This is a genomic window from Halosaccharopolyspora lacisalsi (genome assembly GCF_014137975.1).
GTDB classification, from domain to species: Bacteria; Actinomycetota; Actinomycetes; order Mycobacteriales; family Pseudonocardiaceae; genus Halosaccharopolyspora; species Halosaccharopolyspora lacisalsi.
This window is the reverse complement of the sequence record NZ_JACGWZ010000005.1, coordinates 411,970-436,452: the sequence shown is the minus strand read 5'-3', so window position 1 is coordinate 436,452 and position 24,483 is coordinate 411,970. Positions and strand designations below refer to the sequence as shown.

The window sequence follows — 24,483 nt, the reverse complement described above, 5'->3', positions numbered from 1 at the left end:
CAGCCGCTGCGACACGGGCCGGGACATCGAAGACGTGTCCTTACCGAAACACTGACGTTCAGCTTAACCCGTACGGGTGGTGGAGCTTCCGGCCTCCCGGAAACACCGCGTGAGCACCTCCAGGCCGGAACACGGTGGGCCGCCGCCGCGACTCACTCGGCGGTGAGCACCGGGTCGGAAACGGTGCGATACCACGTCACTCCGTCCACTGTCGACGACCGCAACGCACCACGCACGACGAGCAGGTCCAGGTGCGCGGCGGTCTCGCTCACGGCGAGGGTCCGGTTGAACACGTCCAGACTCTCCAGACTCTTGTCGTGCTTCGTCCAGCCGAGGTTCGCAGCCGACTGGAAGGCCGTCCCGGAACCTTCCTCGATCGTCCGCGCCGTTTCTTCGAGGCGCCGTTCGTGGTGGTCGAGGAGCTCGTCGACGCGACCGTGCACACTGTCGGTGACCGGGCCGTGAGCCGGCAGCAGTCGCATGTCGGGATAGTGACGCATCAGACGCAGCGAGTCGAGGTAGTCCCCCAGGGGCAGGTCCGTCGTGGCCGACTCCAGCCCGATGGAGGGCGTGATGTGGGGCAGCACGTGATCACCGGAGAACAGCAGGGCGGCCTCGAAGTCGAGGAGGACCACGTGACCACGGGTGTGGCCGGGCGTGGCCACGACGTGCAGCGTGCGGGACTCGAGTTCGACCTCGACCGCGTTCCCGATCCAGTCGTCCGGCAGCTCGTAACCGTCCTGAGGCGGCGCCGGATCGTGCTGGTCCCCCTCCAGCACGGTCTCGACCAGTTCGTCGGCACCCGCTCGTCGGAGCCGGGACAGCTGGCCGTCGGACCGGCCGCTCATGATGGTTTCCAGTGACGGTCGCTCCCCCGCCCCCAGACTCACCCTCGTGCCGAACGTCCGGCGCAGGGTCACTCCCAGGGTGTAGTGGTCCCGGTGTATGTGCGTCATCAGGAAGCGCCGAATGTCGGAGAGTCCGTAGCCGATCTCGCCGAGAGCGGTTTCGAGCTGCTCGCGCGCCTGCTCCAGCGCCCAGCCAGAATCGACGAGCACCAGCCCGTCCCCGTCGACGACGGCGTACACGTTGACCGCGCGCAGCCCGTCGCTGGGCAGCGGAAGCGGAATTCGATAGACCCCGGAGGCCACCTCGTGCGCGCCCGGTTCGATCCAGGCGTACCGGCCCCGCGCCACGTCACCGTCGGACAAAACCAACCTCCCGAGTTCGATCCGCTCACCCTACTTCCGGTAGCCGGGGCGCGGGATATGTTCCGGATCACTCGGACCGAGTCGGTGCGTACTACTACAGCCGCGCGAGAACGCGAGTCCGGTCGGCCATCGCGCGCGCCACCACGTCGGCATCCGGGGCGGCACCGTCGAAGGCGTGCGGGCAACCGGGATGCACGTGGAACTCGACCGACACTCCGGCGGCGGCGAGCCTGCGCGCGTACTCCATGTCCTCGTCGCGGAAGATGTCGAGCTCACCGACCTCGATGTAGGCCGGCGCGAGGCCACTCAACTCGCTCGCCCGCGCGGGCGCCGCGGACGGTGGTACGGCGTCGGTACCGACGGCATCGCCGAGCAACGCGTTCCAACCGGTGAAGTTCATGTCGTAGTTCCACACCCCGAACGGGACGAGCTCCGGATCGGGCGCGGTCGTGCGGTCGTCGAGCATCGGGTGAACGAGGATCTGCCGGGCCAGCGCCACACCACGCTCGCGGGCGAGCAGCGCCACTCCGGCGGCGAGACCTCCACCCGCGCTCTCCCCCATCACGGCGACGCGGGCCGAATCGGCACCCAGCTCGGAAGCGTGCTCCACGAGCCAGCTCAAACCCGCGAAACAGTCCTCGACCGGGGTCGGATGCGGATGTTCGGGAGCCAGCCGATACTCGACGGCGAGCACCGCCACCCCGGTCGAGCGCACGTACTCGGCGATCCTGAAGGCCGAGTCGTCGATCGAGCCCACGATCACCCCACCACCGTGCAGGTACACCACGGCGGCCTCGGAAACCGCCCCGTCCTTGGTGAACCACCGCAGTCCCACCGTCTCGCCGTCGACGCCGGTGGCTTCGAAGTCGGTGGGCGAGACGCCGAGGGCCGGATCGGTCCAGGTGTACATCCCGGCGTGCATCGTCTCGGTCAGCTTCCGAATCGCCCGCCAGTCGCCCCGAGCGGGGGCTGGATCCCCAGCTCGGCGAAGGCCTCGAACGCGGGCTTCAGTTCGGGGTCCGGTTCGAACGGCATGACTGGCTCCTCACGTTGGTCCTGGGACAACAGCCTACTGTCGGTCGACCCCCGATGATCGAAAAGTTCGCTGTAAGCGTGCTGCCCTGGCCGCACCCGGTGGTGCGGGTTACGGTCGTGACCACTGGACGGTCACCGGTGGTCGGAGGGTTCATGGGTCGGCACGAATGGGGGCAGAACCCGCTGTTGCGGCCTCCGGAGGCCGCGGCGGGCATAGACGTGGACAAGCCGAACATCGCGCGGATGTACGACTACTTCCTCGGCGGCTCGGCCAACTTCGCCGTCGACCGCACCGCGGCCGAGCAGTTCCGCCAGGCCCTGCCGGGCAACTCGAGCTGGACCGCCCGCTACACCCGGGGCAACCGCTCCTTCCTCGGGCGGGCGGTGACGCTGCTGTGCCGGCAGGGCATCGACCAGTTCCTCGACCTGGGCTCCGGTATGCCCACGGTCGGCAACGTCCACGAGATCGCCCACCGACACGACCCCACCGCCCACGTGGCCTACGTGGATCGGGAGCCGGTGGCGGTGGCCCACGCTCGCCGGCTTCTCGGCGACAACTCGCGAGTGACCGTCACCCAGGCCGACATCCGTCACCCGGACAAGGTGCTGACCGCTCCCGGAGTGACCGAGCTGCTGGACTTCACCCGGCCGGTGGCGATCCTGGCGGTGGCCATCCTGGACCTGCTCGACGACGCCGACGACCCGGCCGGTCTCATCGCCACCTACCGCGACGTGTGCGTGCCGGGAAGCGCGCTCGTGATCTCGCACGCCGTGCAGGACGCCGCGACCGACCAGCAAGTACGGGCGGTCCAGGATTTCATGGGCCAGACCAACACCCCTCGAATGCTGTTTCGCACCCCCTCCGAGATCGCGGGGTTCTTCGCCGGCTACGCGGTGCTCGACCCCGGTGTGGCCCGGCTCGACCAGTGGCGTCCCGAAGAACCGGTCCCCGACGAGCAGGCCGCCGATGCCAACGGCTACGGCGCCGTCGGCATCCTGAGGTCCGAGTAGCCCGGTTCGGACCGCTGTCTCGAGGGGTGAACGCGTCGTTGTGGCGGTGCGACCGCCACAACGACGCGTTCACCGCGATTCTCCGGGGCCTCGAACGTCGCGCAGCGGTGGTCGGTCCTCGATCGGCACGTCGTGCTCCCGCGCCGACCACTCGCCGTCGACCTGGAGGAACTGGGTGAACGAGGCCGCCTCCCGCACCTCGGCGGAATCATCCGGTGAGTCGCACCGGGCCAGTGCCGCCGCGAGAATCTGGCGGGCCATCACGCCGAGCTCCAGCAGCTCACGGTGCCGGTGCTTGCGCACCCCCAGATTCACCTGGGCGATGCCGTCCAACCCGTAGCGCTCGTGGGCGTCGAGCAGCAGCCCGATCTCCACGCCGTAACCGGCCGCGAAGGGGACCGACTCCAGGAACTCCCGCCGGGCCGCGTACTCCCCGCCGAGCGGCTGCACCACACCGCTCAACCGTGGGCGCAGGGCCGACAGCACCGGCCGTGCGAGCAGCTCCGTCACACGCCCGCCCCCCGTCTCCGGCTCGTCGGAGCGCATCCGCAACGGCCGCCGGTAGAAGCCCTTGACCAGCGCGGGAGCGGACTCGGTCAACAACGGGCCGAGCAACGAGGGAACGAAGGACGGATCGAAGTCCACGAGGTCGGAGTCGACGAAGACCAGCAGGTCACCGGAGGTCGCCGCCAGCGACCGCCACAGCACCTCACCCTTGCCCGGCCTGTGGGCGAACTCGGGCAGCACGTCCCGCCGCTGCACGACCCGCGCTCCCGCCTCGCGCGCGACCTCGGCCGTGCGGTCGGTCGAGCCGGAGTCGACGACCACCAGCTCGTCGACCAGCGGGGGACCCGGCTCGGTCAGCGGCCGGATCGCCGCGACGATCGCACCCACCGTGTCCTGCTCGTCCAGCGCGGGCAGCACCACGCTGACCGTGCGTCCCCGCTTGGCCGCCACCAGCTCGGCCACCGACCACCGTGGGTCCTGCCAGCTACGGGCGGCGAACCACCGCTTCACCTCGGGCAGCATCGATTCCCCTCGACACGCTTCAAGCCGATCCACTCACACGCCCTGTCGGCACGCACCACGCCCGGACGGGCGAACAGCGCGTCCGGAGCACCGTCAAGACAGACCGCGAACGCAGCCCGACGGCGGACGGTCGCCGCGGATGCTGGCCACCATGTCGACGACCTGACGAGTCTCACGCACCTGGTGCGCCCGGAACACCGCGGCCCCCGCGTTGGCCGCCACCGCCGTGGCGGCCAGCGTCCCGGTCACCCGGTCCTCCAGCGAGGTACCCAGCGTCTCCCCGACGAAGTCCTTGTTCGACAGTGCCATGAGCACCGGCCACCCGGTGGCAACCAGTTCCTCGGTGTGGCGCACCAGTTCCAGGCTGTGCCGGGTGTTCTTGCCGAAGTCGTGGGTCGGGTCGATCAGCACGCTCTCGCGGGGGACTCCCAGCGCGACGGCGTGCTCGGCGCGCCGCGTGGTCTCCTCCACGACCGAGTTCACGAGATCCGGGAACCGGACGCGAAACGGCCTCGTGCGCGGCGTGATACCGCCGGTGTGCGAACACACGTAGCCGGCCTCGAACTCGGCGGCGACCTCGGCCAGCACCGGATCCGCCCCCGCCCAGGTGTCGTTGAGCAGGTCGGCTCCCGCCTCGCACGCCCACCGGCCCACTTCGTGGCGCCAGGTGTCCACGCTGATGACGAGGTCGGGAAAACGCTCACGCACCGCAGCGATGAACGGCACGACACGGTCGGTCTCCTCGGCCACGGAGACCTCTCCGCCGGGAGCCGCCTTCACCCCGCCGATGTCGACGATGTCGGCGCCCTCGTCCACGGCGCTGCGCACGGCCTCCATCGCGTCCTCGGCCGCGAACGTCGCTCCCCTGTCGTAGAACGAATCCGGCGTGCGGTTGACGATGGCCATGACCAGCGGCCGGTCCGTCGGAGTCGCACGTCCCCGGAAACGAAGCGGCATCAGCACGCCCGATGCCCTCCAATCCCTTCCGGCACACCACAGCGGCGGCCCTCGCGCTCGCCGCTGTTCATTTCCGCTCGCTCGGCCCGCACCGCCAGGACGCGACGAAGTAGCCGACCCCGTACGGCGCCTGGTAGTCGAGGAGTTCGGCCTCCACCGACCGGCCACTCGCGGCTCCGGCGAGCACTTGCCACGCGGCTCGTCCGGAGACCAGCAGCCGTTCGGAAGTCCGCGGGTCCACGGCGGCCAGCACCTCCTCGTCCCCGGTGGCGAGCGCCCGCGCGATGTCGTCGTCGTGGGGCACCGCCTCGGGGTCGAGGAATCCGGGCGCCTTCACGTCACGGCACGCCGAACCGTCGCCCATCACCATCAGCGCCACCCGTCGATGCCGCTGCGCCAGTCGCCGTCCCAGCTCGAGGCAGTCGTCGACCGGTGCGCTCGCCGACACCGACTCGAAGAGCGGAGCGTGGGCGGGAGCGTGCACGTCGAGCAGCCAGCGCGCGATCGTCAGCGACAGTGGAAGGACCTCCGCACCCTGCCCGACGGTGAGATCCAGCCCGTACGGCGCCAACGTACCCGCAACCGGGGTGGGGTACGACACCGTGTCCTCCCCACCTCCGACGACCACCACCACGTCGGGATCGGAGTCGAGCAACCGCGTCACGCCCTCGGCGCAGGCGGCACGCAGGCCGTCGAGCTCGAAGGCCCGGTCACCCGCCATGCGAGGTACGAGGACCGGCGGGTGCGGAAACACTCCTGCCGCTACGAGCATGCTGCCTTTCCTTCGACGCCGTCCCCACGAACGAAACCGGGGAATTTCCGGTCGGTGACCGTGCCCGCTCCGCGGGCACGACCCCCAGCGATCTCCACGAACCGGTGCGGACCACCCGCCCGCGACACGGGTACCCGACTCGGTCACCACCGGACACCATGATCATAGCAACGTGCTCGTTCCGCCGCCGCGACGACGGGCCCGCGCACCCTCCGGTTCGGTCACCGGGAGGTGTCGGACTCCCCGGTGGATGGCCGCTTGGCCCGGAACAGGGTCTCCTGGGTGAGGCTGGCCACCAGTTCACCGGTGCGGCTGCGCATCGTTCCCGTGTACCAGCCACGTCCGGCGGCCACGGTCTGCGGCTGAAGGTCCATCAGCACCCAGTCGTCCAACGTGGCCTGCCGATGGAACCACACCGCGTGGTCGAGGCTGGGACCCGAACCGATGTCACCCTCCCCCAGCGGCGCCGAACCGCTGGAGATGTCGGACAGGTAGGTCAGCACGCACGAGTGCAGCAGCGGATCCTTCGGCAGTTCCAGCGCGCAACGGGACCAGAACCGGGTGGGCCACCGCGCGTCGGGATACGGCTGCGGCGGTAGCCGGGCCCGCATCGAGAACAGGCGCGGCAGCTCGTAGTCGCAGGAGTCCTCCGGTGCGGCCACCTCCGCGGCGGGGTGCGCCTCGCGGTCGAGGCCGGGTTCGAGGCGGTGGAAGGAGCACGACATGCTGAAGACGACCTCACCGTCCTGGGTCGCCACGACTCGGCGGGAACTGAAGGAACCTCCGTCGCGGTCGCGATCCACCCGAAAGATCGTCGGCTGCGAGGCGTTTCCCGGACGCAGGTAGTAGCCGTGCAACGAATGCACCAGCCGGTCCCGCGGCACGGTGCTTCCCGCCGCCAGCAGGGCCTGCGCGGCGACCTGACCACCGTAGAGCGCGAAGGGATCGTCGAAGACCGTGCCCGCCCGGTAGAGGTCGCGGTCGAGTTCTTCGAGATCCAGCAGCTCGAGAAGTGTCGGACCGGAGGCCGACACCCGCCCCTCGTCTCCGATCATCCCCGGACCGTAATACACGGCACGCCGCCGAGGCTGTGACGAGCATCGCAGCACGAAACCCGCACCCGCCGGATTCATTAGGTTAGCCTAACCTTGATTTAAGGGTGAATCCCGACCACACGCGGACCGAAAGGTGCCCCATGTTCTCGACCGGCCTCGATTCCGGAAGCAGCGCTCCGACCCGGAGACACGTGCTCGGCGGCATGGGCATGTTGCTGTTGACCGCGGCGTGCGGTCCTTCCCGGCAGTCCTCCGAGTCCTCTGGAGAGTCCGCGGGCTTCCCCGTCACCGTCGAACACCGGTACGGCACCACCGAGATCCCCGCGCCACCCCGCAGAGTGGTCACCGTGGGTCTGACCGAACAGGACTACGTGCTGGCGCTGGGAAGCGCACCGGTCGCGGCGCGTGAGTGGTTCGGGGACCATCCGGGAGCTCTGTGGCCCTGGGCCACCGACAAGCTCGGGCAGCGCGAGGTCCCGGCCTCCCTCCCCAGGCAGGACCTCGACGTCGAGCGGATCGCGGCCCTGCGACCGGATCTCGTGCTCGGCATGAACTCGGGGATGACCGAGCAGCAGTACGACGCGCTGTCCCGGTTCGCTCCGACCATCGCCCAACCCGGTGACCATCCCGACTACGGAGCACCCTGGCAGGAGCTGACCCGCCCCACCGGCCGGGCGCTGGGCCGGACCGACCAGGCGGGGCGAATCGTCGCGAACATCGAGCAACGGTTCGAGCACGCGCGCACCACGCAGCCCGAGTTCCGGGGCGCGACGGGGCTGTTGGCCACCTCCATCAACGGATCGGTCTACGCCTACGCCACCGGTCCGGCGCCCCGCTTCCTGAACTCGCTCGGCTTCACCCTCCCCGCCGCGGCCGAGAAGCTGTTCTCCGGCGACGCCGACCACGCCCCCGTGAAACTCAGCCTCGAACACCTGGGGGCGCTGGAGGCCGACGTACTGCTGCTGGGCGTGTACGGCTCGCGGGAGACGAGCATCGCGGAGGAACCCATCTACCGGCGGCTCGACGTCGCGCGCCGAGGTCGCGACATCCCCCTGCCCCAGATGAGTCCGATCAACGGAGCCCTGTCCTTCAGCAGCGCGCTGAGTCTGCCCATCGCTCTCGACGAACTGGTGCCGCGCATGGCGAAAGCCATCGACGGCGATCCCGCGACCAAGCCCGCTCCCGTGCCCTGAGCGGACGAACCCCGGTCGAAAAACACGTCGCGGACTCGAGCTGCCGCGAGTTATACATACCGGCGTCGTGATTCGGCCGCAGCACCGTCGCGGCCTCGAACGCCGTCAGGACTCAGCACCGTGAGGAGCCGACCGCCGTGGGACACGTCGACCTGCAGAAGGTGCACCACGTGCTGCCGGACGGGCAGCCGCTGCTCGATGACGTGTCGTTTCGCGTGGGCGAGGGCGTCAAGGCCGCGCTGATCGGCCCGAACGGTACGGGGAAGTCGACGTTGCTGCGGCTGGTCTCCGGTGATCTCGATCCGCACGAGGGCTCGGTGGCCCGTTCCGGCGGGCTGGGTGTCATGCCCCAGTTCATCGGCCACGCTCAGGATGACTCGACGGTGCGGGACCTGCTGCTGTCGGTGGCCACACCGCGCCTGCGCACAGCGGGACGGAATCTCGACGCGGCGGAGGACAGGCTGATCGAGCAGGACGACGACGCCACGCAGCTCGCCTACGCCGAGGCGATCACCGAGTACACCGACACGGGAGGCTACGAGGCCGAGGCTTCCTGGGACCGCTGCTGCGTCGCCGCGCTCGGCCTGATCTACGAGCGAGCCAAGTACCGCGAACTGCGGACTCTCTCGGGCGGAGAGCAGAAACGACTCGCCCTGGAAGCGCTGTTGCGGGGTCCGGACGGAGTGTTGTTGCTGGACGAGCCGGACAACTACCTCGACGTGCCGGGCAAGCAGTGGCTGGAGCAACGTCTCCGCGAGACGCCGAAAACGGTGCTGTTCGTCTCGCACGACCGCGAACTCCTGCATCGCACCGCCACCCGCGTCGTGACGGTGGAGCTGGGAGCGGCCGGCAACCGGGTGTGGGTGCACGGCGGTGGTTTCGCCACGTACGAGCAGGCCCGTGCGGACCGGATCTCACGGCTGGACGAGCTGCGCCGACGGTGGGACGAGGAGCGGGCCAAACTGCTGCGCTTGGTCAACGAGCTCAAGCAGAAGGCCGCCGACAACGACGGGATGGCCGCGCGGTACCAGGCCGCGCGCACGCGGCTGCGCAAGTTCGACCAAGCCGGTCCCCCCGAAGCGGTGCCCCGGACCCAGCGCGTCCACATGCTCCTGCGAGGTTCGCGCACCGGCAAACGTGCGGTGATCTGCGAGAATCTCGTGCTGGACGCGCTGACCGAGCCGTTCACCGCCGAGTTCCGCTACGGCGAGCGGAGCGCGGTGCTCGGCGCCAACGGCTCGGGGAAGTCGCACTTCCTGCGGCTGCTGGCCCGCGGCGGCAGCGACGGCGACCGCGCCACGGAGCTCGAGCAGCAGGCGCTGACCCCGGTCCCGCACACCGGCGACGCCCGACTGGGAGCACGGGTGGTGCCCGGCTGGTTCGCCCAGACCCACGAGCATCCCGAGTTCGCCGGGCGTACACTGCTGGAGCTGCTCACCGGAGGCGGCAGACGTCGTTCGGGGATGCCACGCGAGGAGGCCAGCAAAGCGCTGGCCCGCTACGACATCGTTCAGGCAGCCCACCAGCGGTTCGACACGCTCTCCGGCGGACAGCAGGCCCGACTGCAGATTCTGCTGGTCGAGCTGGAGGGAGCGAACCTGCTGCTGCTCGACGAACCCACTGACAACCTCGATCTCGTTTCGGCCGATGCACTCCAATCGGGTCTGGACTCCTTCGACGGCACCGTGCTCGCCGTGACCCACGACCGTTGGTTCGCCCGTTCCTTCGACCGCTTTCTGACCTTCCACGGTGACGGGCGGGTCCGCGAAACGTCCTCCCCGGTCTGGACCGACGAAGCGGGATAACCCGAAGCGTGCCCGATCGGGGCGATCCTCCGGATAAACCACGACCAACCCGCTCTTGGAACCGAAGCAGTCGTAGAGCGTCCTCTTGGTGACCTCGGCGGCCTCGGCGATCGCGGCGACGCCGACGGTGTTGACGCCGTCGGCGTAGAACCTCCCCGCGGTGGCTTCGAGCAGGTGGCGCCCGGCCACCGTCGTCCCGTCCCTGTCCGACACGACTATTCCTACCGGTGGGATTACCTGTCGCGACCGATGCGGCACCCTGCTACTATACCAGTCGGTATACCGAGGAGGTAATCTGTGCGTGCGGTGGTGCTGACCGGGCACGGTGGTCCGGAAAAACTCGAATACCGCCGGGATGTGGCCGATCCGGTACCTGCGGCGGGTGAAGTGCTGGTCCGAGTACGGGCGAGCGCGCTGAACAACACCGACATCTGGACGCGCGAGGGCACCTACGGCCTCCCGGGGCGACCGGACGCCAAAGCCGGTTGGCGCGGCCCCCTCACGTTCCCCCGCATCCAGGGTGGTGACATCGCCGGCGTGATCGCCGCGGTCGGCCCCGGTGTGGCGACCGAGCGAATCGGGCTCCGAGTGCTTGTCGATCCCGCGAGCTACCTCGAGGAGAGCGACCAGGCACCACCGACCGGCCTGCTGGGCAGCGAGGCCGACGGCGGCTTCGCCGAGTGCGTGGTCGTTCCGAGCGGCCAGGCTCACGACGTCACCGAATCGCCCCTGGCGGACGAGCAGCTGGCATGCCTGCCGGTGGCCTACGGAACCGCGATGGGCATGCTCGAACGAGCTGAGCTCCGCGGCGGGGAAACGGTCCTGGTCACGGGAGCCTCCGGAGGTGTCGGGCTGGCACTGGTGCAGCTGGCCTCCGCGCGTGGCGCCACGGTCGTGGCACTGACCAGCAGCACCAAGAGCGCCCTCGTCGAGGAGGCGGGCGCGACCCACACCCTCTTCCGCGAGTCCGAGGGCATCGCCGAACAACTCACCTCGCTGGTTCCTTCCGGACCGGACCTGGTCGCCGACGTCGCCGGTGGCCCCTGGGTCGAGCGACTGATGCCGCTGCTGCGCGACGACGGCCGCTGGGTCGTCGCCGGAGCCGTGGCCGGCGCGGTGGTGCCCTTCGACCTGCGTCGCCTCTACCTGCACAACCTCCGACTGATCGGTTCCTCGATGCACACGCCACGGCACTTCGGTGAACTCGTCGAGCTCGCCCGCTCCGGCTCCGTCCGCCCCCGCGTCGCGGAGCGACACACGCTGGCCGACATCCATCGGGCGCAGCAACGCTTCCTCGACGGCGAGCACGTCGGCAAGATCGTCATTACTCCCTGACCCACCACGCGGAGGCCCAGGTCAGTTGATCAGCAGCGACTTGCCGACGGTGCTGCGCTCGGCGAGCGCGGCGTGAGCCTCCCGAGCTCGATCCAGCGGGTAGGTCGCACCGATGGACGGACGCAGTCGTCCCCGCGCCGCGAACGCGAGCGCCCGCGTGAGCAGGTCCCGAACGGTGGCTTGGTCGTGCGGTCCGCGCTCCAGCGGATTCATCACCGTGACATCCCGCCGCTCGGCCACCCACGGGTCGATTCCGGCGAATTCGCCCCCGGAAGTGCCGTAGGTGACGAACCGGCCTCCCTCGGCCACGGTCTCGAACAGCACCTTGCCGAGCTTTCCACCCGCACCGTCGAAAGCCAGGTCGACTCCCGCTCCACCCGTCGCCTCGTACACCCGATGCGTCCAGCCCTCCTTCGAGTAGTCGACCGCGACTTCGGCACCCAGTTCGCGGGCGAGCGCCAGCTTGCGTTCGCCGCGAGCCGCCGCGATCACTCGGGCACCGGATTCGCGGGCCAGTTGCACCAGCAACGTGCCGGCACCGCCGGCCGCGGCAGCCACCACCACCCGTTCACCTTCCCCGATCTCCGCCAGGCGGGCGAAGCTGAGCGCGGTGGCGCCGTCGTGCAGCAGAGCAGCCGCTTCGGGAGAGCCCAACTCGGCGGGCACTTCCACGACACCCGCCACGTCGGCGGCGATTTTCTCGGCATATCCGGTGGCGGACCTCGCGAGGACGTGGCGCCCGATCCATCCGGGATCCACGCCCTCACCGACGGACAGGACCCTTCCCGCACCGCCGCCACCGGGCACGTACGGGAGTTGCAGAGGAAAGGTGTCTCCACCCCAGCCGGAGCGCAGCAGCGTGTCGAGGTAGATGACGTCGGCGGCCTCCACCCCCACCACGACCTCCCCCGGACCCGGGAGCGGATCAGGGACCTCCCCGGCAACCAGCACCTCGGGGCCACCGAATTCAGCAACCTGGATCGCGCGCATGACAGCAGTCCTCTCCCTCGACCGATCAGTGCGCGCACCGTAGAACTTGAAGTTCAGTCGAAGTCAAGACAATTGATGCCGGGTCTCCGGGTGAGGGAGACCCGACGGAATCTCCGCGAAGGAAATTCGATCGCCGACCGAGAGCGGTATCGGGTACACCGGCGAAATGGACGATCCGTACCCCCTGCGCTCCATCGGCGACGACGAGTTCGAGACCTGGACTCGGATGATCGCCAACACCTACGGCGAGGACCGGAACGACGCGGACCTGACGCACGAGCGATCCGTCGTCGAGCTCGATCGCACGATCGCCGCGTTCGACGACGATGTCCCGATAGCGGGGGCAGCGATCTTCACCCGCGAGATGACGATCCCGGGCACCGTGCAACCGGTCGCGGGTGTGGCCGGAGTCGGCGTCTCCCCCCACGCACCGGCGTCGAGGAGTTCTCACGTCGATGATGCGCAAGCAGCTCACCGAGCTCCACGAACGCGGCGAGCCGATCGCCGCGCTGCACGCCTCGGAGGCCACGATCTACGGCCGCTTCGGTTACGGCATCGCCACGCACGGTCTGCGGATGCGCGGCGAGAAGCGGTCCATGCGGTTTCGCCCCGATGTCGACCTCGGCCGGGGAAGCATCCGGTTGGTCGATCGCGCCGAGGCCCGACCGCTGATCGAGCCGGTCTACGACGCGGTTCGCCGCCGTTCGGTCGGCTGGCTCGACCGTCCGGACAGGTTCTGGCGAGCCCGCCTCTACGACGAGGAGCACGTCCGCGGGGGCGCGACCGCGCTGCGCTTCGCCGTTCACCGGGAGCCGGACGGCGCCGTCACCGGCTACGCGATCTACCGACTCAAGGGCACCGGCGACGACGACCCCGACAGCACGGTCCGGGTCATCGAGCTGGTGGCCACGACGCGGCAGGCCCACGCCGCGGTGTGGCGCTTCCTCGCCGACATCGACCTGCATCCGTGGATCAGCTACGAAGCGGCGCTCGACGAGCCGCTGCCGCATCTGCTGCTCGACGCGCGAGCGGTGCGCTCGACGATGATCGACCGGGTGTGGGTGCGGCTGGTCGACATCGACCGGGCGCTGGCGGCACGTCGCTACGCGACACCGCTGGACGTGGTCCTCGAGGTCACCGACCCCTTCTGCCCCTGGAACGCCGGGCACTACCGGCTGCAGGCCGACGGTGACTCGGTCACGTGCGAGCGCACGCGGGAGCGCGCCGAGCTGCGGCTGTCGTCGACCGAACTGGGCGCGATCTACCTGGGAGGTACGACGCTGGCGTCGTTGGCCGCCGCGGGCCGGGTCACCGAGTTCCGGCCCGGTGCGGTGGCCGAGTGCACGACCGCTTTCCGTGGTCACCGGGAACCGTTCCACCCTTGCGGAGCAGCGTTTCCCGGCTGCTGAACCCCCCCCTGGTAACAGCACGTATTTGTTTCGGCGGCGATGTGTAAACCCGAAGCGCCGTGGGGATTCCGCTGGTGGCCGGTAGTTGTCCGGACCTCGATCACAGACCTCACGATACAAAGGAGTACTCCGATGGCTGTGCTGTGGACCCGCTTGAGCACCTTCGCCCGCGAGCTCAACCGTTGCCGGGAGGTCATGTACGGGCAGGGCTCCGTGAAGACCTCCCAAGCCCCACAGCCGATCAGTCGGCCCTGAGGGAACAGATCATCCACCGTCCGCGTCCTTCCCACACCAGTAGAACCAGCAGCCACCGGACCGGCCGCAGGCCCGGTGGCTGCTACCACGTGAAGCCGCAGGAGCTGCTGATGACGACGAAGCCCGGTGCTCGTCCGGATTCCGAAGCACCGACCACCACGAGCACCTCGATGTCGGCTTGTGGTGACTGCGGCCAACACGCCCTGGAAGAAGACACTCCCCACGAGTTCGCACGCGGACTGAGCGACCGCTTGATCTGCCGCGAGTGCGGAGCTCACCGCGTGTTGGCCGCTTGACGAAGCAGCGCGAATCGACACGCAGCGGTCACCCGGAAGCTCGTCAGACGCCCACCGTCACCGGCCCGCAGGAACGCACCTCCGGGCGAAAAGTGTTTCCGATCAATCCGGCCGGTCCACGACGATCGGGGCATGGTGACATCGGCCGGGCGTACAGCCCTGGTAACGGGCGTCAGCCGCCGCCGTGGGATCGGTTTCGCGATCGGACGGCGACTGCTCGCCGACCCGGACACGCGCGTGGTCGCGCACTCGTTCAGCCCGTACGAGACGCCACCAGGACCGCCGCCACCGGGCCCTGGGGCGCCGATTCCGGGGGAATCGACGCCGTGTTGGGGGAACTGGGCGGTGTGGATCGACGGCTGACCCACTTCGAGACCGACCTCGCCGCACCCGAGGCTCCGCGACGACTCGTCGACGACGCGGTGAACCGCTTCGGCACGGCCGACACTCTCGTGCTCAACCACGCTCGATCGCAGACCGGAACGCTGGAGACACTGACCGGCGAAGCCCTCGGCGCGACGTGGGCGGTCAACGTCCGCGCGTCGTTGCTGCTCGTACGAGCCTTCGCGGAGCAGTACCGGCCCCATCCCGACGGTGGTCGGATCGTGCTGTTCACCTCGGGCCAGCACAAGGGGCCGATGCCGGACGAGATCCCCTACGCGACCACCAAGGGAGCTCTTCGGCAGATCACCACCACGTTGACCGACGCGCTCGTCGAGCGCGAGATCACCGTGAACTGCCTCGATCCGGGTCCGAGCGACACCGGCTGGGCCACGCCCGACCTGGAGGCCTTCGTCCGGCGGCACATGTCCCGCGGACGCTGGAACACCCCGGACGAAGGCGCCGCCGTGATCGCCTTGCTGCTCTCCCCGGAAGCCGCCGCGCTCACCGGCCAGGTCATCGACGTCGAGGGAGGTTTCCGCCGCTTCACTTCCTGAGCCGCAACCGGTGGAGGTCCACGGCGGGAATCCGAGTCGCCGACGTCGAGAGCCGCCAGTCCTCGACGACCCCGGTGAGGAAATCATCGGCTCGCGTGCGCCGTGGATCGGTGATCCAAACCTCGCCGGCCCGGTCGACCAACCGGGGCAGCAGCGAAAGCAACCAGGAGACGTTGCGCTGCTCGTAGAGCACGTCCGCGGCCAGCACGAGATCCCACGGAGCCCCTTCGAGTAGCGAATCCGGCTGCTCCCAGGAGCATTCAGCGGTCTCCACTGTCACGCCGTTGCGACGCGCGTTGTCCCCGGCGAGCTCGGCGGCGTCGCGGGATCGGTCGGTGGCCAGCACCCGCCCCCCGGACAGCGCCGCGGCGATGCTGGGCAAGCCCACCCCGCAGCCGAGTTCGAGCACGGACAGACCGCCGAGTTCGTACGTCGAGACCTCGTAGGCCAGCTCCACCCCGCTGGGCCACAGCTCCGCCCAGTACGGCGGGAACTTCTCGTCACCGACACCTTCGTAGAGCAGGTCCGCACCCGCCGTCGGGTGGGCGAACCGAATCGTCGTGCCGCTCAGCCCGATCTCGTCCGTGGTCATGTCGCGGCGCGGATCCGCGCGTGCACGTTTTCCCTCGGTGGAATGCTGCCGCCGAGAGTCCCGAGTCCTGTCGCGCTTCCGAGTCACCGTGTCACCACTCGACGTACCGAGGCGGTGTGTCGGGAGGGCACCTTACCTGCCGGTCAGCGCGGTCAGCGCGGGTGCGAGGTCCCGAAGCGCGGGCAACGGATCGTCGGTCTGTTCCTCGCCGAGCAGCTGCACCACCACGTGATCGGCCCCGGCATCGAGGTGCTCGCGCACCCGCCCGACGATGTCCTCGGTCCGGCCCCAGGCCACCAGTGCCTCGGCCAGGCGGTCGCTGCCACCGCGCACGAGATCGTCCTCGGTGAAGCCCTCGCGCAGCCAGTTGTTGCGGTAGTTCGGCAGTACCGAGTACATGTCCAGGTGGGCGTGCGCCCGCCGCAGCGCGGTCTCCCGGTCGGTGGTGGCCGCGATGCCCTGCTCGACGACGAGCGTCTTGTCCGGCCCGATCGCCTCGCGGGCGTCGGCGGTGTGCTTCGGCGTCACCAGGTAGGTGTGGGCACCGTCGGCGGCGGTGGCGGAGAGATCGAGCATCTTCGGGCCCAGCGCCGCCAGCAGTCGGGGGGCCCGCCCGACACCCGGTTCGATCTTGCCGGACACCTGGTCCATGCGCGCGAGGTAGTCGCGCATGGTCGTCAGCGGTTTCTCGTAGGTGCCCGAGCGGTGCTGCACCAGGGGTGCGTGGCTCACCCCGAGTCCGAGCAGGAAGCGTTCCGGGTACTGGGCGACCAGTGTCCGGCCACCGGACTCCGCGGCCATCGCATCGCGCGCGTGGATGTTGGCGATGCCGGTGCCCACCCGCAGGCGCCGCGTGGCTGCCAGCAGGGCACCGGACTGCGTCAACGCCTCCTTGCCCGCGGCCTCGCCGAACCACAGCGAACCGTAACCGAGTCCCTCCAGTTCGGTCGCCGCGCGCTGGACTTCGGTGATCGGACGCGTGTCGCTGGTCCACCAGACGCCGACGGCGGCGGGGAAAGAGGGCGTGGCCATGACCGCAAATTATCACGCTTTTCACCCGCTCGCCCCGAGCATGGCAGTGCCGGTGGCCGGGTACTCGAGTACCCGGGTGGAACCCACCGAATGGGAGGACCAGTGACAAAGACCGTGACCGTGCTGGGTACGGGCCTGATGGGCGCCGGGATGGCCCGCAACCTCGCCGACGCCGGACTGGACGTGACGGTGTGGAACCGCAACGCGGACAAGGCGCGTCCGCTCGCGGAGGCGGGCGCCACCGTCGCCGAGGACCTCACCCGCGCCGTCTCGAGCGCGGAGGTGATCGTGACCATGCTGTTCGACGCCGACGCCGTGGCCGGGGTGATGGAGCAGGCGCTGCCCGCCGCCGACTCGCGGGCGGTGTGGGTGCAGAGCAGCACGGTCGGCGTCGGCGGCACCGCCCAACTCGCCGAGTTGGCCGAACAGCACGGTGTCGGTTTCGTCGACGCTCCGGTGCTGGGCACGAAGCAGCCTGCCGAGCAGGGCACGCTCACCGTGCTCGCCGGTGGACCGTCACGGCTGCGCGACGCCGTCTCCGCGGTGTTCGAGGCGATCGGCTCGAACACGATCTGGGTGGGTGAACAGCCCGGTGACGGACACCGGCTCAAGCTGGTCGCCAACTCGTGGGTGCTGTCGGTCGTCGGCGCCACGGCCCAGGCCGTCGGAATGGCCGAGGGGCTGGACATCGATCCGCGAAGGTTCCTGGAAGCCATCTCCGGAGGGCCGCTCGACTGTGCCTACACCCAGCTCAAGGGCGACGCGATGATCAAGGGTGAGTTCCCGGCCTCGTTCACCCTCGGCGGGGCGGTCAAGGACACCGCCCTGATCGCCGAGGCGATGCGTGCCGGCAACACCGACGACCGGCTGATGTGGGCGCTCAACGAGCAGTTCCAGGCCGCGGTCGACGCCGGATACGGCTCCGAGGACATGGCGGCGGTGGTCCGCGCCGTGCACCGCTCGGAGTGACCCCCGGGAAGAGTGCGTTCAGGGGCGGCGAGCTTCGAGGCTCATCGTCTCGAAGCGGGCGAGTTCCGCGTTGCCGTCGGCGACGCCGTGGTCCTCCAGACCGGCCAGGTCCGGATGAGCGCTGTCGCGGGGGGAGCACCGCCGCACGTCGGTGAACCCGACCTGCTCCAGCGTCGCCCTCAGGGTCGCCTCGTCGTAGACGAAGCGGTGCCCCCACCCCCGCATGACCTGGTTGAGGGCGAACGTCGCGGCTTCTCCGTCGGCGTCGGGGAAGTACGAGTCCGCGAGCCAGGAGGCGTAACGCCGACCGACCTGCCCACCTGTTCCGTCGACGAGCGACACGAGCGCGTGCAGGTCCGGAGTCGCCGTTCGGATCCGTCCACCGGGAGCGAGGACGCGACGGCACTCCCGCAGCATCGCCACACCGGTCGCATACGGCAGGTGCTCGACGAGGTGCTCGGAGAACACGGAGTGGAACGCTTCGCTCGGCAGCGGAAAGGGGCGGGAGACGTCGAGCAGCACCGCACCGGAGTCGACGTCGCGGTCGGTGTTGAGCCAACCGTCGAGGTGGTTGTGCCCCGCGCCGAGGTGCAGCTTCGGCGTGCTCGTCGACACGAAGTAGGCACGCACCCGGGACCGCCGAAAGCCCCGGGCCACGCCCCGGCGCGGCGCCTTGGTCCAGGAACGCGGGTTCACTCTCGTGACCTCCCTCCCGGGAAGCGGGTCACCCCCGAGGCCGTGCGGCGAACACCGTCGATCGTCCCACGGGGGGTCTCGGCCCGCACCGGGAAGAGCCGGCCGCGCCGTCCTCGGCACGGGCCGCAGCGGTGCCGGACCGGGGCGAGAACCGCTTCACCGATGTTTTCTTGTCGGGTTGTTCACCCGAAGGGGCCCGGAGTCGTGGTGAACGGACCGTTTTGGCGGTGTGAGTGCCAAAACGGCCCGTTCACCCTTTGGGACAGTTGCGACAACCCGATCGGAAATCCTCGATCAGGCGAGTACCTTGCCCGGGTTGAGGATCCCCCTGGGGTCGAACGCGGCCTTGATGCTTCGGTGCAGTTCCGTGCCCAGCGGTCCGAGCTCGTGTTCCAGCCACCGCCGTTTGAGCAGCCCGACCCCGTGCTCCCCGGTGATCGTTCCCCCGAGGTCCAGCCCGAGCCGCATGACGGCGTCGAAGGCCGCTTCGGCGCGGGCCACCGCGGCGTCGTCGGCACGGTCGAAGATCACGGTCGGGTGCATGTTGCCGTCCCCGACATGACCGGGGCAGGACACGAGCACGTCGTGCTGCTCTGCGATGCGCCGCACCCCGTCGAGCAGTTCCACCAAGCGGGACCGGGGCACCGACACGTCGTCGATCAGCGTGGCTCCGAGGCACCGGATCGCGGCGTTGACCATCCGGCGCGACTGCCACAGCATCTCCGACTCGGCGGTGTCGGCGGCCTCTGCCACCTCCAGAGCCCCCTCCTCGGCGCAGATCCGCCCGATCGCGGCGACGTCGTCGGCGGACCGGCCACCCCGGTCGGACTGGGCGAGCACCATCGCCCCGGCGTCCGGCGGCAGTCCCATGTCCCGGTAGTCCTGGATCGCCCGCACCGTGGTCCCGTCGAGGAACTCCAGCATCGACGGCTGCAGCCCCTCGGCCACGATCCGGTTCACCGCGCGCAGGGCGGGCTCGGCCGCGGCGAACACCGCCGCGGCAGTCAGCCCAGGCTCGGGAGCCGGCCGCAGACCGAGGGTCGCCTTCGTGATCACTCCGAGCGTGCCCTCGGAACCGACCAGCAACCGGGTCAGGTCGTAGCCCGCCACGCCCTTTGCCGAACGCCGTCCGGTGCTCAGCACCTGCCCGTCGGCCAGGACCACCTCGAGGCCACGGACGAAGTCGGCGGTCACTCCGTACTTCACGCAGCACAGGCCGCCCGCGTTGGTGGCGAGATTGCCCCCGAGCGTGGACATCTCCCAGGACGACGGGTCAGGCGGATAGCTCAGGCCGTGCTCGGCGACGGCCTTCGACAGCGCGGAATTGATCACTCCGGGCTCGACCACCGCCACCTGGTCGACGGGGTCGATGTCGAGGATGCGATCCATCCGCGACAGCGAGAGCACCAGTCCGCCATCGACCGCGTCGGCCGCACCGGACAGTCCCGAACGCGCCCCCTGCGGCACGACGGGGAGGTCGTGCTCTGCGGCCACCCGCATCACGTGCTGCACCTGCTCGGTGGATTCCGGCCGCACCACGGCCAGCGGGGTTCCCGCCACGCAGAAGTCGGCCTCGTCGCGGCGGTAGGTTTCGGTGCTGTCGGGGTCGGTGAGTACGGCACCGTCCGGAAGCCGCGCGCGCAGTTCCCGGATCGCCGACTCGCTCATCCGCTCCTCCTCCCCGGTGTCGACCTCGGACTCGTTCGCATCGGGAACGGCCCTCACGTCGGGATGTCCCACGCCGCTCCCTCCGGATAGCGGAACCGCAGCCGGGACTCGGGGAGGATCTCGGCGCTCATCCCCGGGCTCTCCGACGGCAGGTACCGGTTGGCGCGCATCCGCACCGGGTGCACGAAGTGCTCGTGGAGGTGATCGACGTGCTCGATCGTCCGGTCGACCATCGAGCCCGAGACGGCGACGTAGTCGAACATCGACAGGTGCTGCACGAGTTCGCACAGTCCCACTCCCCCGGCGTGCGGACACACCGGGACGTCGAACTTGGCCGCCAGCAGCAGGATCGCGACGTGCTCGTTGATCCCGGCGACCCGGGTGGCGTCCAGTTGCAGGACGTCGATGGCTCCCGCCTGCAGCAGTTGCTTGAACATCACCCGGTTGTGCACGTGCTCGCCGGTGGCCACACGCATCGGTGAGATCGCGCGGCGGATCGCGGCGTGACCGAGCACGTCGTCCGGCGAGGTCGGCTCCTCGATCCACCACGGGTCGAAGGGCTCCAGCTTGCGCAACCAAGGGATCGCCTCGTCGACGTCCCAGCGCTGGTTGGCGTCGACGGCGATGCGCACGTCCGGACCGACGGCCTCGCGGGCGATACCGAGTCGCCGCACGTCGTCGGTCACGTCACCACCGACCTTGAGCTTGATCAGGTCGAAGCCGTCGGCCACGGCCTGCTCGCACAGCCGCGCGAGCTTGGCGTCGTCGTATCCCAGCCAGCCGGGTGTGGTGGTGTAGGACGGGTAGCCCTCACCGCGCAGTCGTCCGGTCCGTTCGGTGCGGCCGGTCTCGGACGCGCGCAGCAGTTCCAACGCCTCCTCCCGGGTGAGGGCGTCGGTGAGGTAGCGCCAGTCGACGAGATCGACCAGCTGCTCGGGGGTCATCTCCGCCAGCAACCGCCACAGCGGCTTACCGGCCCGCTTGGCGGCCAGGTCCCAGGCGGCGTTGACGACGGCTCCCACCGCCATGTGCATGACGCCCTTCTCCGGACCGAGCCACCTCAGCTGCGAGTCGGCCGACAGCTGCCGGGAGAAGGCCCCCAGGTCACCGCACAGCGCTTCCACGTCGCGGCCGACGACCTGCTCGGTCAGCGACGCGATCGCCGCGCACTGGATGTCGTTACCGCGGCCGATGGTGAAGACGAACCCGTGTCCCTCCTCTCCCTCGGCGGTGCGCAGCACCACGTACGCCGCGGAGTAGTCCGGGTCGGGGTTCATGGCATCCGACCCGTCCAGCTGCCGTGACGTGGGGAAACGAACGTCGGAGACCTCGAGCGCGACGATCGTGTTCACGACACCGCCTCCTCTGGCGCGCTGCTCGCCGTTGTCGTCGTCAGCAATGTCCGTGCTCCTCACCAGTAGGGATCTCCAGCGGCGGCGACCGGTTCGTTCCCGGTCTCAGGAGTCGTACAGCGGGCGAAGTCGCTGTTGGGAGGCGACTTCCAGATGAGTGCGCATCGCCAGCTCGGCCGCGCCCGGATCACCGGAAGCGATCGATTCGGCGATCGCGCCGTGTTCCTCGAGTGTCTTGGTTCCGATCACCCGGTCGAAGTAGAGCCGGAAGATGTGCAGGTGACAGTGGGTGCGCTCGAAGGCGGACCGCACCTGTGCACTCCCGGCGAGCTCTGCGATCAGCACGTGGAACCGGTCGTCGTGGGCGGTGAGCTCCTTGTAGGCGGCGTAGCTGTTCTCGTCCGGCATGTCGCAGGAGTCCACTTCGGCCCGCAACCGCGCCGCACCGTCCGAAGTGATGCGCTCGGCCGCGCGCGCCGCCGCCCAGGGCTCGATGAGCAGCCGGAACCGGTAGAGGTCGTCGAGCTGTTCACGGGTCAGCAGCGGCGCCGCCCGGTATCCGCGGAGCGGTTCCTTGACCACCAGTTCCGCGGACTCCAGTCGTGCCAACGCCTCGCGCACCGGCGTCGGTGACACGCCGAGCTCCCGTGCCAGGCCGTCGATGGACATGCGTGACCCCGGGGCGATGCGCTGGTCCATGAGCAGTTCCTTGACCGCCTCGTGGACCTCGTCGGCCAGCGCGGACCGGCGGGGCAGCATCTCGATCCCGAACTCGCTCACCGAGGCCGACTCGGTGTCCTGTGCTCTGCCCATCCCGGACCTCCCCTCCCCGGAGCACCGCCCTTGACGGTGCCATGAATCACTTTCATACTCCAGATCCTATACGAACTTTCCTATAGGATCCATTTCTCGGAAGTTCGCAGAGTGAGGCCTCCGCATCATCAGCCTTCACACGCGAAGCGAGGGTCAATGACCACGCACGAGACCGGCACCAGCGCCGAACCGGTGCTGCGACTGCCCGAACCGCCTGCCACTCTCCGAACCAAACGCCTCAGCCCCGCCACGGCACTGAAGTTCTTCGGTCCCGGAGCCGTCGTCGCCTCACTGACCATCGGTGGCGGCGAGTCCATCCTCGCCTCCCGCGAAGGTGCGATCTTCGGCTACACCGTGCTGTGGGCGATCGTGATCGGTGTGGTCGCCAAGGCCGCACTCGTCTACGCCTCCAACCGGCACATCACGGTGACCGGCGAACACCCGATGACCCGGTTCGCGCACGTGTTTCCCGGCCCCAGAGGATGGTTTCCGCTGCTGCTGGCCGTCATCTGCCTGCTCTCCTTCCCCGGCTGGGCCAGCGGGGTCGCCGTCGCGCTGGGCGACTACCTGCACTCGCTCGGAGCCGGGAACGCCACGGTTTACGCGCTGATCGTGCTCGCCGCCGCCGGAGTCCTGTCCTTTCTCGGCGGATACGCGGTGCTGGAGAAGGTCCAGGTCGCCATCGCCGCGCTCATGGTCGTTCTCGTGCTCGTCGGCGTCGCCGTCGCCCAGCCGGACTGGGCGGCCGTGCTGTCCGGACTCGTTCCCGGCGATCTGCACTACGCTCCGTTCGTCGCCGAGGACTACCCCGACATCGCGGCCACGTCCTCGTGGGTCGAACTCGCGGTGTTCATGGGCGGTCTCGGGGGCGGCATGTACGACTACATCGGCTACACGGGCATGCTGCGCGAAAAGCGCTGGGGAATGCTCGGGCACCCGGACATCGCGGCCGTTCAGCGACAACTCTCCGGACGGGACCAGCACGCCCAGATCCCGCTGAGCGACGACCCCGCCGAGGTGGCCAAGGCCAAGGCGTGGAAGCGGGCTCCGAAGCTGGACACGCTGGCGGCGTTTCTCGCCATGGGCATCATCGCCGCCGCGTTCATGATCAGCGGTGCGACGATCCTCGGCGCCCAGCACCAGGTACCGGCTGACAACGACGTGCTGACCTACCAGAGCCAGTTCCTGTCGACGGTGGCGCCGCTGTTCGAGTACTTCTACATCGTGGCGATCGTGATGGTGCTCTTCGGCACCGTCTACGCGCTGTGGGAGGCCTACAGCTGGTCCGCCTACGAAAGCCTCGCCGCGGTGTCACGCACGATCCGCGACCGCGGCCAGCGAGGCATCCGGCCCTACATCTACGGGTGGATCGCTCTCGGCAGCGTCCTGATGATCCTGTCCGGAGCCAGCTTCGTCGCCCTGATCACCCCGGCGTCGCTGCTGGGCGGTGTCCTGGCCTGCGGGCTCTACGGGGCGGGGATGCTCTACATCGACCACATCAACATGCCGCGGGCCTACCGGATGGGCCCGGTGCTGCGGCTGCTCGTCGCGGTCGGTTCGCTGTTCCTGACCGTGGCCGGCATCGTGGCGCTGCTGTCCTACGCGGGAGTCCTCTCGTGATCGTTCGGTGGGCGGCGGCGATCAACTGGCGCTACGCGCTGCTCGCATCGGGTTTCGCCGTGCTCGCCACGATGCGGTTCGGGACGGGCGCCACCGCGTGGGGCCTCGTGTTCGCCGCGGCGGCGGCGGTCAACGGCTGGCTCGCGGTCCACGAACGACAGCGCGCGTCGGACGACGAGAAACCGATGCCGAGCGCGCGGGACCTGACGCGCTCCTGGAAAGTCCACCGTGGATCACTCCGCCGCTGGCGGATCCTGGCCTGCGTCGCCGTCGCGATCGGAGCGGGCCTGCTCGCCGTGGATCCCGTGCTCGGCTTACTCGCCGCGGCGACCGCGCTGCTGTGTCTGCTGCGCGCACGACGAGTTCGCCGGGACACCGACACGCTGCGGCAAGCCCTGTCCGGAACCTCTTTCAGCGAAGAACCGTCGTGAACCGGCGGTCCCCGATTCA

At 69.5% G+C, this 24,483-nt stretch carries 24 protein-coding genes and 2 pseudogenes; 12 read left to right on the top strand and 14 right to left on the bottom strand.

The annotated features are described in order from the left end of the window. Window positions 1–152: 152 nt before the first annotated feature. Window positions 153–1,211, bottom strand: coding sequence for an MBL fold metallo-hydrolase (locus FHX42_RS18695; protein WP_220480529.1), 1,059 nt, complete (start codon window positions 1,209–1,211; stop codon window positions 153–155). A 94-nt stretch (window positions 1,212–1,305) separates the two neighbouring features. Beyond that, complete coding sequence (locus FHX42_RS18690; protein ID WP_235987458.1) at window positions 1,306–2,121, bottom strand: alpha/beta hydrolase; 816 nt, start codon at window positions 2,119–2,121, stop codon at window positions 1,306–1,308. A gap of 278 nt (window positions 2,122–2,399) precedes the next feature. Between FHX42_RS18690 and FHX42_RS18685 the strand changes: the two genes are divergently transcribed. Continuing rightward, on the top strand, window positions 2,400–3,257 hold the full coding sequence (locus FHX42_RS18685) for an SAM-dependent methyltransferase (RefSeq protein ID WP_182545687.1): 858 nt from the start codon (window positions 2,400–2,402) through the stop codon (window positions 3,255–3,257). Between the two features lie 69 nt (window positions 3,258–3,326). On the opposite strand, the gene FHX42_RS18680 is transcribed toward FHX42_RS18685, so the two are convergent. The 4 genes from FHX42_RS18680 to FHX42_RS18665 all read right to left on the bottom strand — a co-directional run bounded on the left by FHX42_RS18680 (window position 3,327) and on the right by FHX42_RS18665 (window position 7,070). Continuing rightward, complete coding sequence (locus tag FHX42_RS18680; protein ID WP_182545686.1) at window positions 3,327–4,286, bottom strand: glucosyl-3-phosphoglycerate synthase; 960 nt, start codon at window positions 4,284–4,286, stop codon at window positions 3,327–3,329. A gap of 93 nt (window positions 4,287–4,379) precedes the next feature. Then, the gene (gene folP / locus FHX42_RS18675) at window positions 4,380–5,246 is read right to left on the bottom strand and encodes a dihydropteroate synthase (protein WP_407926271.1); all 867 of its coding nucleotides are present in this window, start codon (window positions 5,244–5,246) and stop codon (window positions 4,380–4,382) included. A gap of 64 nt (window positions 5,247–5,310) precedes the next feature. Beyond that, a complete protein-coding gene (locus FHX42_RS18670; protein WP_182545685.1) occupies window positions 5,311–6,015 on the bottom strand; it encodes a class III extradiol ring-cleavage dioxygenase family protein in 705 nt (234 codons plus the stop codon). A 221-nt stretch (window positions 6,016–6,236) separates the two neighbouring features. Further along, window positions 6,237–7,070, bottom strand: coding sequence for an acyl-CoA thioesterase (locus tag FHX42_RS18665; protein ID WP_182545684.1), 834 nt, complete (start codon window positions 7,068–7,070; stop codon window positions 6,237–6,239). Between the two features lie 140 nt (window positions 7,071–7,210). On the opposite strand from FHX42_RS18665, the gene FHX42_RS18660 reads away from it, so the two are divergent. Both FHX42_RS18660 and FHX42_RS18655 read left to right on the top strand, forming a co-directional pair. Continuing rightward, entirely contained in the window at window positions 7,211–8,263 is a 1,053-nt protein-coding gene (locus FHX42_RS18660) for an ABC transporter substrate-binding protein (protein WP_182545683.1), read from the top strand. A 137-nt stretch (window positions 8,264–8,400) separates the two neighbouring features. Next, the gene (locus FHX42_RS18655) at window positions 8,401–10,068 is read left to right on the top strand and encodes an ABC-F family ATP-binding cassette domain-containing protein (RefSeq protein WP_182545682.1); all 1,668 of its coding nucleotides are present in this window, start codon (window positions 8,401–8,403) and stop codon (window positions 10,066–10,068) included. 54 nt (window positions 10,069–10,122) lie between these two features. Here the strand turns inward: FHX42_RS18655 and FHX42_RS27165 are convergent. Then, window positions 10,123–10,257, bottom strand: a pseudogene (locus tag FHX42_RS27165) (TetR family transcriptional regulator); the annotation flags it as partial. 108 nt (window positions 10,258–10,365) lie between these two features. On the opposite strand from FHX42_RS27165, the gene FHX42_RS18645 reads away from it, so the two are divergent. Next, on the top strand, window positions 10,366–11,403 hold the full coding sequence (locus FHX42_RS18645) for a zinc-binding dehydrogenase (RefSeq protein ID WP_182545681.1): 1,038 nt from the start codon (window positions 10,366–10,368) through the stop codon (window positions 11,401–11,403). A 21-nt stretch (window positions 11,404–11,424) separates the two neighbouring features. Here FHX42_RS18645 and FHX42_RS18640 read toward each other — a convergent pair whose 3' ends face one another. Further along, window positions 11,425–12,393, bottom strand: coding sequence for a zinc-binding dehydrogenase (locus tag FHX42_RS18640; protein WP_182545680.1), 969 nt, complete (start codon window positions 12,391–12,393; stop codon window positions 11,425–11,427). A gap of 166 nt (window positions 12,394–12,559) precedes the next feature. Here FHX42_RS18640 and FHX42_RS26765 point away from each other — a divergent pair. The 5 genes and pseudogenes from FHX42_RS26765 to FHX42_RS18625 form a co-directional block, all read left to right on the top strand. Then, window positions 12,560–12,760: pseudogene (locus FHX42_RS26765) on the top strand (GNAT family N-acetyltransferase); the annotation flags it as partial. Window positions 12,761–12,848: 88 nt separating this feature from the next. Then, a complete protein-coding gene (locus FHX42_RS18635; protein WP_235987457.1) occupies window positions 12,849–13,802 on the top strand; it encodes a GNAT family N-acetyltransferase in 954 nt (317 codons plus the stop codon). Between the two features lie 132 nt (window positions 13,803–13,934). Continuing rightward, window positions 13,935–14,057: a hypothetical protein gene (locus FHX42_RS27160; protein ID WP_268898409.1), complete on the top strand. Its 123-nt coding sequence runs from the start codon at window positions 13,935–13,937 to the stop codon at window positions 14,055–14,057. 110 nt (window positions 14,058–14,167) lie between these two features. After that, the gene (locus FHX42_RS18630) at window positions 14,168–14,353 is read left to right on the top strand and encodes a hypothetical protein (RefSeq protein WP_182545679.1); all 186 of its coding nucleotides are present in this window, start codon (window positions 14,168–14,170) and stop codon (window positions 14,351–14,353) included. Between the two features lie 326 nt (window positions 14,354–14,679). Then, window positions 14,680–15,291, top strand: coding sequence for an SDR family oxidoreductase (locus tag FHX42_RS18625; protein ID WP_328796403.1), 612 nt, complete (start codon window positions 14,680–14,682; stop codon window positions 15,289–15,291). On the opposite strand, the gene FHX42_RS18620 is transcribed toward FHX42_RS18625, so the two are convergent. Together FHX42_RS18620 and FHX42_RS18615 are read right to left on the bottom strand one after the other, a co-directional pair. Then, window positions 15,281–15,883: a class I SAM-dependent methyltransferase gene (locus FHX42_RS18620; protein WP_182545678.1), complete on the bottom strand. Its 603-nt coding sequence runs from the start codon at window positions 15,881–15,883 to the stop codon at window positions 15,281–15,283. The genes FHX42_RS18625 and FHX42_RS18620 overlap by 11 nt on opposite strands. Before the next feature lie 132 nt (window positions 15,884–16,015). Then, the gene (locus FHX42_RS18615) at window positions 16,016–16,915 is read right to left on the bottom strand and encodes an LLM class F420-dependent oxidoreductase (RefSeq protein ID WP_182545677.1); all 900 of its coding nucleotides are present in this window, start codon (window positions 16,913–16,915) and stop codon (window positions 16,016–16,018) included. Window positions 16,916–17,017: 102 nt separating this feature from the next. Here FHX42_RS18615 and FHX42_RS18610 point away from each other — a divergent pair, with 102 nt between their 5' ends. Further along, window positions 17,018–17,884 (top strand): NAD(P)-dependent oxidoreductase, encoded by an 867-nt coding sequence (locus tag FHX42_RS18610; protein ID WP_182545676.1) that lies wholly within the window; start codon window positions 17,018–17,020, stop codon window positions 17,882–17,884. A gap of 18 nt (window positions 17,885–17,902) precedes the next feature. On the opposite strand, the gene FHX42_RS18605 is transcribed toward FHX42_RS18610, so the two are convergent. From FHX42_RS18605 to FHX42_RS18590, 4 genes are all read right to left on the bottom strand, one after another. Continuing rightward, window positions 17,903–18,580, bottom strand: coding sequence for a class I SAM-dependent methyltransferase (locus FHX42_RS18605; protein ID WP_182545675.1), 678 nt, complete (start codon window positions 18,578–18,580; stop codon window positions 17,903–17,905). A 294-nt stretch (window positions 18,581–18,874) separates the two neighbouring features. Next, entirely contained in the window at window positions 18,875–20,248 is a 1,374-nt protein-coding gene (locus FHX42_RS18600) for an FAD-binding oxidoreductase (RefSeq protein ID WP_182545763.1), read from the bottom strand. 53 nt (window positions 20,249–20,301) lie between these two features. Then, window positions 20,302–21,600: an L-fuconate dehydratase gene (locus FHX42_RS18595; RefSeq protein ID WP_328796402.1), complete on the bottom strand. Its 1,299-nt coding sequence runs from the start codon at window positions 21,598–21,600 to the stop codon at window positions 20,302–20,304. Between the two features lie 105 nt (window positions 21,601–21,705). After that, window positions 21,706–22,413: a GntR family transcriptional regulator gene (locus FHX42_RS18590; protein WP_220480527.1), complete on the bottom strand. Its 708-nt coding sequence runs from the start codon at window positions 22,411–22,413 to the stop codon at window positions 21,706–21,708. A 156-nt stretch (window positions 22,414–22,569) separates the two neighbouring features. Between FHX42_RS18590 and FHX42_RS18585 the strand changes: the two genes are divergently transcribed. Next, window positions 22,570–24,033 carry an Nramp family divalent metal transporter gene (locus FHX42_RS18585; protein WP_182545674.1) on the top strand — a complete coding sequence of 488 codons (1,464 nt, stop codon included), beginning with the start codon at window positions 22,570–22,572 and terminating at the stop codon, window positions 24,031–24,033. Then, on the top strand, window positions 24,030–24,464 hold the full coding sequence (locus FHX42_RS18580) for a hypothetical protein (RefSeq protein ID WP_182545673.1): 435 nt from the start codon (window positions 24,030–24,032) through the stop codon (window positions 24,462–24,464). Before FHX42_RS18585 ends, FHX42_RS18580 begins: the two co-directional genes overlap by 4 nt. Window positions 24,465–24,483: the final 19 nt, after the last annotated feature.

Excerpts from the sequence above, each read along its gene's own strand:
- FHX42_RS18585 (WP_182545674.1), top strand. The coding sequence starts at position 22,570 with ATGACCACGCACGAGACCGGCACCAGCGCCGAACCGGTGCTGCGACTG.
- FHX42_RS18680 (WP_182545686.1), bottom strand. The coding sequence starts at position 4,286 with ATGCTGCCCGAGGTGAAGCGGTGGTTCGCCGCCCGTAGCTGGCAGGAC.
- FHX42_RS18635 (WP_235987457.1), top strand. The coding sequence starts at position 12,849 with ATGATGCGCAAGCAGCTCACCGAGCTCCACGAACGCGGCGAGCCGATC.
- FHX42_RS27160 (WP_268898409.1), top strand. The coding sequence starts at position 13,935 with ATGGCTGTGCTGTGGACCCGCTTGAGCACCTTCGCCCGCGAGCTCAAC.
- FHX42_RS18690 (WP_235987458.1), bottom strand. The coding sequence starts at position 2,121 with ATGTACACCTGGACCGATCCGGCCCTCGGCGTCTCGCCCACCGACTTC.
- FHX42_RS18665 (WP_182545684.1), bottom strand. The coding sequence starts at position 7,070 with ATGATCGGAGACGAGGGGCGGGTGTCGGCCTCCGGTCCGACACTTCTC.
- FHX42_RS18685 (WP_182545687.1), top strand. The coding sequence starts at position 2,400 with ATGGGTCGGCACGAATGGGGGCAGAACCCGCTGTTGCGGCCTCCGGAG.
- FHX42_RS18640 (WP_182545680.1), bottom strand. The coding sequence starts at position 12,393 with ATGCGCGCGATCCAGGTTGCTGAATTCGGTGGCCCCGAGGTGCTGGTT.
- FHX42_RS18660 (WP_182545683.1), top strand. The coding sequence starts at position 7,211 with ATGTTCTCGACCGGCCTCGATTCCGGAAGCAGCGCTCCGACCCGGAGA.
- FHX42_RS18620 (WP_182545678.1), bottom strand. The coding sequence starts at position 15,883 with ATGACCACGGACGAGATCGGGCTGAGCGGCACGACGATTCGGTTCGCC.
- FHX42_RS18590 (WP_220480527.1), bottom strand. The coding sequence starts at position 22,413 with ATGGGCAGAGCACAGGACACCGAGTCGGCCTCGGTGAGCGAGTTCGGG.
- FHX42_RS18615 (WP_182545677.1), bottom strand. The coding sequence starts at position 16,915 with ATGGCCACGCCCTCTTTCCCCGCCGCCGTCGGCGTCTGGTGGACCAGC.
- FHX42_RS18630 (WP_182545679.1), top strand. The coding sequence starts at position 14,168 with ATGACGACGAAGCCCGGTGCTCGTCCGGATTCCGAAGCACCGACCACC.
- FHX42_RS18600 (WP_182545763.1), bottom strand. The coding sequence starts at position 20,248 with ATGAGCGAGTCGGCGATCCGGGAACTGCGCGCGCGGCTTCCGGACGGT.
- FHX42_RS18670 (WP_182545685.1), bottom strand. The coding sequence starts at position 6,015 with ATGCTCGTAGCGGCAGGAGTGTTTCCGCACCCGCCGGTCCTCGTACCT.